General features: G+C 73.2%; 4 protein-coding genes and 1 tRNA gene. 2 read left to right on the forward strand and 3 right to left on the reverse strand.

The genetic code is table 11. The features are described 5' to 3' along the window. Positions 1 to 109: 109 nt before the first annotated feature. From ACFXPK_RS15490 to ACFXPK_RS15500, 3 genes are all read right to left on the reverse strand, one after another. Positions 110 to 182 (reverse strand) — tRNA-Glu (locus ACFXPK_RS15490). Between the two features lie 125 nt (positions 183 to 307). Next, positions 308 to 1,954 carry a metallophosphoesterase gene (locus ACFXPK_RS15495; RefSeq protein ID WP_385075531.1) on the reverse strand — a complete coding sequence of 549 codons (1,647 nt, stop codon included), beginning with the start codon at positions 1,952 to 1,954 and terminating at the stop codon, positions 308 to 310. Positions 1,955 to 2,111: 157 nt separating this feature from the next. Then, positions 2,112 to 2,462, reverse strand: a complete 351-nt coding sequence (locus ACFXPK_RS15500) for a metallopeptidase family protein (RefSeq protein WP_385005644.1) — start codon at positions 2,460 to 2,462, stop codon at positions 2,112 to 2,114. Between the two features lie 153 nt (positions 2,463 to 2,615). Here ACFXPK_RS15500 and ACFXPK_RS15505 point away from each other — a divergent pair, with 153 nt between their 5' ends. Then, entirely contained in the window at positions 2,616 to 3,260 is a 645-nt protein-coding gene (locus tag ACFXPK_RS15505; RefSeq protein ID WP_385075534.1) for a hypothetical protein, read from the forward strand. A 231-nt stretch (positions 3,261 to 3,491) separates the two neighbouring features. Further along, the coding region (locus ACFXPK_RS15510) for a DEAD/DEAH box helicase (RefSeq protein ID WP_385075536.1) at positions 3,492 to 5,422 on the forward strand (1,931 nt) is incomplete at its 3' end.

The raw sequence follows: 5,422 nt of genomic DNA on the forward strand, positions 1-5,422 counted from the left end.
GCGTTGCAGCCCACGATAAATCAGAAGCGTGCTCAGACGGTGATGAGTTTATGCACACTAAGAGTCCCCCAGGCCAGCGATACCCGTGGCCAGGGGGACTATGAGAATGTGCCCCCAACGGGATTCGAACCCGTGCTACCGCCTTGAAAGGGCGGCGTCCTGGGCCACTAGACGATGAGGGCTAAGGGCCCGCCTGGGCGCTTTGCAGCGCGTCGGGGACGTCCGCAGCATATGCGATCCGGGGAGCTATCGCCAAAACGGTTTACGGGCCCCCGGGAGCGGCCCCGCCGGCGCGTCCCCCGGCCGGTCAGGGCTCGGGTTCCGGAAGCGCCGGAGACGGCCGCGGGGAGGAGCCGGAGGCCGGGGCCGAGGGGGTGGCGGGGGACGCGGTGCCGAAGGGATCCGTATCCGGTTCCGCGCCCGGCTCGGCGCCGGGCCTGCCCGCCTCCTCCGGGAGGTGACGGCTGACCTCCGCCGTCGTCAGCCCGAGACCGCCCAGCGTGATCTCGTCCCACGCCTGGAGCCGCTTGGTCGTCCGGTCCAGGTAGAGCACGGAGGCGCGGACCTTCTCCGGCTTCTGGTTCTGGAGCGCGCGCAGTCCGCCGCCGCCCGTCGAACCCTCGATCTTCAGCCGGGTGCCGTACGGCAGCACCTCGGTCTTGCGCTGGTGCACATGGCCCGCCAGGACGAGCGGCACCACCCCGTCCGTCTGCCGGGCGGCCAGCGGGTCGTGGGTGACCGCGACGTCCACCGGTGTGCCGGCCCGCTCCTGGTCGCGCAGGGCCGACGCGAGCTGGATGCCCGCCATGCGTTCGGCGGGGTCGCCGGGGGCCTTCCTGGAGCGGTCCGGGGTGAACTGCGGGTCGCCCGTGCCCGCGATCCGGATCCCGCCGACGCTCACGGCCCGGCCGTCGTCCAGGACGTGCACGTTCCGCATGCGCTCCAGGTACTCCTGGGTGATGTCCGAGTCATGGTTGCCGCGCACCCAGACATAAGGGACGCCCAGGTCGGCGATCGGGTCGAGGAAGGTGTTCTCGGCGGAGGCGCCGTGGTCCATCGTGTCGCCCGAGTCGATGATGACGTCGATCCCGTACTGCTCCACGAGCGAGCCGATGATGTGCCAGGCCGCCGGGTTGAGATGGATGTCCGAGACGTGCAGGACCCGGAGGGTGGCCGGGTCGGGCTGGAAGGTGGGGAGCGTGGAGGTGGCGTCGTAGAGCTTGGTCACATTGGTGACCAGCCGCGCCAGCTCCTTCTGGTAGACGTCGAAGTCGCTGACGATCGAGCGGGCGTTGCCGACGACCTGGGGCGCGGACGAGAGCAGCCCGGAGAACTTCGGCTCCAGCACCGACTGGGGGTTCCAGGTGGCGTACGCGCCGACGGCGGAGGCACCCAGCAGCGAGAACGCGAGGCCGCCGGCGGCGAGCGCGCGGCGCGGGCGGCGGTAGACGGCCAGCCCGAGGGCGGTCGCCCCGGACACGACGGCGACCACGGAGCGTACGGCCAGCTCCGTGGTGCCGGACTTGACGTCGCGGCTGATCTCGCTCTGGAGCCCCGAGATCCGCTCGGGGTGCTCCACGAGGGCGGTGGAGCGGACCGGGTCGAGCTGGTCGACGTCCACGTCCAGCCGTACGGGACCGGTGTGCGTGCCCAGCTCCAGCGCGCCCAGCGGCGAGACATTGATCTTCGTGCCGCCGGTGAGGGAGGGGCGCAGCGTCATCCGGGTGTCCATCGGGCCGACCGGCGTCCGCACGCTCCCGACGATCAGCAGGCCGAGCCAGGCGCCGAGCAGGACGACGGCGGTCAGGCCGAGCGCGCGGGTGACGGGGTGCGGGGGATGGACCTGGACGAGGGCGCTGGTGGGGGTGGCGCGGCGGGCGCGGAGATGACCCATGACGGCGGTGAGCCGTCCGCGGAGGGCGCGGATGGGGAAGCGCGGGACAACACGGGCCATTGGGCGCGTATGCCCGGCGCGGTCGTCCGCCATGCCTGGCCGCCGCCAAGAGGAGTAGTCGGCGCCCGGGGCGGGGCGGGGCCCGTACGGGTGAGGGGGCGGCGGAGCGCGCGGGCGGGCCGTCGCCGCGCCGTGCGCCCGGTCCTCGCCGTGCGGGTCAGCCCCAGCCGAGTTCGTGGAGCCGGTCGTCGTCGATGCCGAAATGGTGGGCGATCTCGTGGACGACGGTCACCGAGACCTCGTGGACGACGTCCTCCGCGCTCTCGCAGTACCGCAGCGTCGGGCCCATGTAGATGGAGATGCGGTCGGGCAGGACACCGGCGTACCACTCGCCCCGGTCGGTGAGCGGCGTCCCCTCGTACAGCCCGAGGAGTTCGGGGTCGGAGGGGTCGGGCTCGTCCTCGACGAAGACGGCGACGTTGTCCATCACCTTGGTCAGCTCCGGGGGGATCTGATCGAGGGCCTGGCTCACCAGTTCTTCGAAGGTCTCGCGTGTCATCTCCAGCACAGGGCCATTGTCCGGCAGATCCGGCCCCCGGCAAGATCGCCGGTGCCTCGGTGGCGCCCCGGGCGTGTCCCCGGCGGTGAAAAGGGAGTTGGGCAGGGCGATCCGTCCCCGCCGTCGGCGGGAGCCCCGTCGCCACGCCCCGGAGGTGCCCTCGTGCGCCAGTTGTCCGCCCCAGGCCGTCTTGCCGTCTGGATCGTCACGTCCGTGGCGGCCCTGACCTCCGCGGGCTGTATGAGCGTCGGCGACGACGCGGGGAGCCCGGCCCCCTCGCGCTCGGCGGACCGCACCGGCGCCGCCGCGGAACCCGACGGCGGTACGGGGTCCGCGGCCGGGGTCGGCGGCGCCGACGCCTGGCCGGGCCATACGGAGAAGAGCGCCGGAGGGACCACGCAGGCCGAGGCGGGCGGCGACGCGGGGCCCGACGGCAAGGGCGGAGCCGGGGACGCGGGCGCGGCGGCGGCGGGCAAGGGGCCCTCGCCGGCGGCCGGTTCCTCGGACGCGCCGTCGCCCAGGCCGTCCACGGGCGCCCGGCCGCAGCCGGGCAACGGGAAGCCGACCGGGCCGGGGAGCGAGCCCGTACCGACCAGGGAGCCCACCCGCTCCGCGCCGCCGCCCGTCCAGCAGCCCACGCAGACGCCCCCGCCGGTGGACCCGGACCCCGAGCCGGAGCCGACGAAGCCGCAGGAGCCGCCGTCCGCCTCACCGGCGGCGGAGATGCGGATGGGCGCGATGGCGCTGGCGGACGGGGCGGGGATGATGAAGGAACCGTCGGCGTCCGCGCAGCCCGGACCGGCGTGACGTGCGTCTCTTTCCGCGCCTGTCCGGCGGGGGAGCGGGGCCCCGGTTTGCCTAAGCGGGGGGTGGGTGCGTATGGTAGTAGATCGTTTGATCATTGCCCGGCGCCGACACAGAAGAGCGCCGCGTGGCGCGTACTCTCCCTTGCCGTGGCTGACCGCATTGAGGCGGTCGATTTGCGAATCTCACGGAGTTTGGGCGCGTGCCGAGACTCCGGAAGGTTTCGCATTTCGCATGTCCATTTCCAGTACTGACAGCACCGTCATGCCCGAGAACGCCGAGGCCGTGGAGGCCGTCGTGACCGCCGATGTGGCGGAGCTCACCGAGGCGTCCGAGGCCGACATGGTCGACACGAACGACGTGGTCGACACGAACGACGTGGTCGACACGGACGACGCGTCCGACGAGACGTCAAAGGCCGCCCCCGGCCCCACCTTCGGCGACCTGGGCCTGCCCGAGGGCATCGTCCGCAAGCTCACCCAGAACGGCGTTGTCGCCCCCTTCCCGATCCAGGCCGCGACCATCCCGGACGCCCTGGCCGGCAAGGACATCCTGGGCCGCGGCCGTACCGGCTCCGGCAAGACCCTCTCCTTCGGTCTGCCGCTGCTCGCCACGCTGGCGGGCGGCCACACCGAGAAGAAGAAGCCCCGCGGCGTCATCCTCACCCCGACCCGTGAGCTGGCGATGCAGGTCGCGGACGCGCTCCAGCCGTACGGCGACGTGCTCGGCCTGAAGATGAAGGTCGTCTGCGGCGGTACGTCGATGAGCAACCAGATCTACGCCCTGGAGCGCGGCGTCGACATCCTCGTCGCCACCCCGGGCCGACTGCGCGACCTGATCAACCGCCGCGCCTGCTCGCTCGACCAGATCCAGATCGCGATCCTCGACGAGGCCGACCAGATGTCGGACCTGGGCTTCATGCCCGAGGTCACCGAGCTGCTCGACCTGGTGCCGGCCGGCGGCCAGCGCATGCTCTTCTCCGCCACGATGGAGAACGAGATCAGCTCGCTGGTCAAGCGCTACCTGACCGACCCGGTCAGCCACGAGGTCGACAGCGCCCAGGGCAACGTCACGACGATGACGCACCACGTGCTCGTCGTGAAGCCCAAGGACAAGGCCCCGGTCACCGCGGCGATCGCCGCCCGCAAGGGCCGCACGATCATCTTCGTACGGACGCAGCTCGGCGCGGACCGGATCGCCGAACAGCTCCGCGACTCGGGCGTGAAGGCCGACGCGCTGCACGGCGGCATGACGCAGGGCGCGCGGACGCGGACGCTGGCCGACTTCAAGGACGGTCTCGTCAACGCGCTCGTCGCCACCGACGTCGCCGCCCGCGGTATCCACGTGGACGGCATCGACCTGGTGCTCAACGTGGACCCGGCCGGGGACCACAAGGACTACCTGCACCGCTCGGGCCGTACGGCGCGCGCCGGCAAGTCCGGTGTCGTCGTCTCGCTGGCGCTGCCGCACCAGCGCCGGCAGATCTTCCGGCTGATGGAGGACGCGGGCGTCGACGCCTCGCGCCACATGGTCGGCGGCGCCGGCGCGTTCGACCCGGAGGTCGCCGAGATCACCGGCGCCCGTTCGCTCACCGAGGTCCAGGCGGACTCCGCGAACAACGCGGCCAAGCAGGCCGAGCGCGAGGCCGCCGACCTGACCAAGCAGCTGGAGCGTGCCCAGCGCCGCGCCACCGAGCTGCGCGAGGAAGCCGGGCGACTGGTCGCCCGCGCCGCGCGCGAGCGGGGCGAGGACCCGGAGGCCGCGGTCGCCGCGGTGACGGCCGAGGCCGAGCGCGCGGTCGAGGAGGCCGCCAAGGCCGCCTCCGTGCCGCAGCAGGCGGCGCCGCGCGACGACCGGGGCAACTTCGGCCGCCGGGACGACCGCGGCGAGCGCAGCGGCCGGGGCGGCGCGCGGGGCTACACGCCGCGCGACGACCGTGGTGGCGACCGCGGTGACCGCGGTGGCTTCCAGCGCCGCGACGACCGTCCGGCGGGCGGCGGCTTCCGCCGCGACGAGCGCAGGGACGACCGGGGCGGCGACCGTGGCGGCTTCCAGCGCCGCGACGACCGTCGTGACGACCGCGGCGGCTTCAACCGCGAGCGCGGCGGCGAGCCTGCGGGCGGGATGACACGGGTCCGTCTCGGGGGGCGCCCGGACCGCCCAGG

This window comes from Streptomyces sp. NPDC059142 (assembly GCF_042755665.1).
GTDB lineage: Bacteria > Actinomycetota > Actinomycetes > Streptomycetales > Streptomycetaceae > Streptomyces.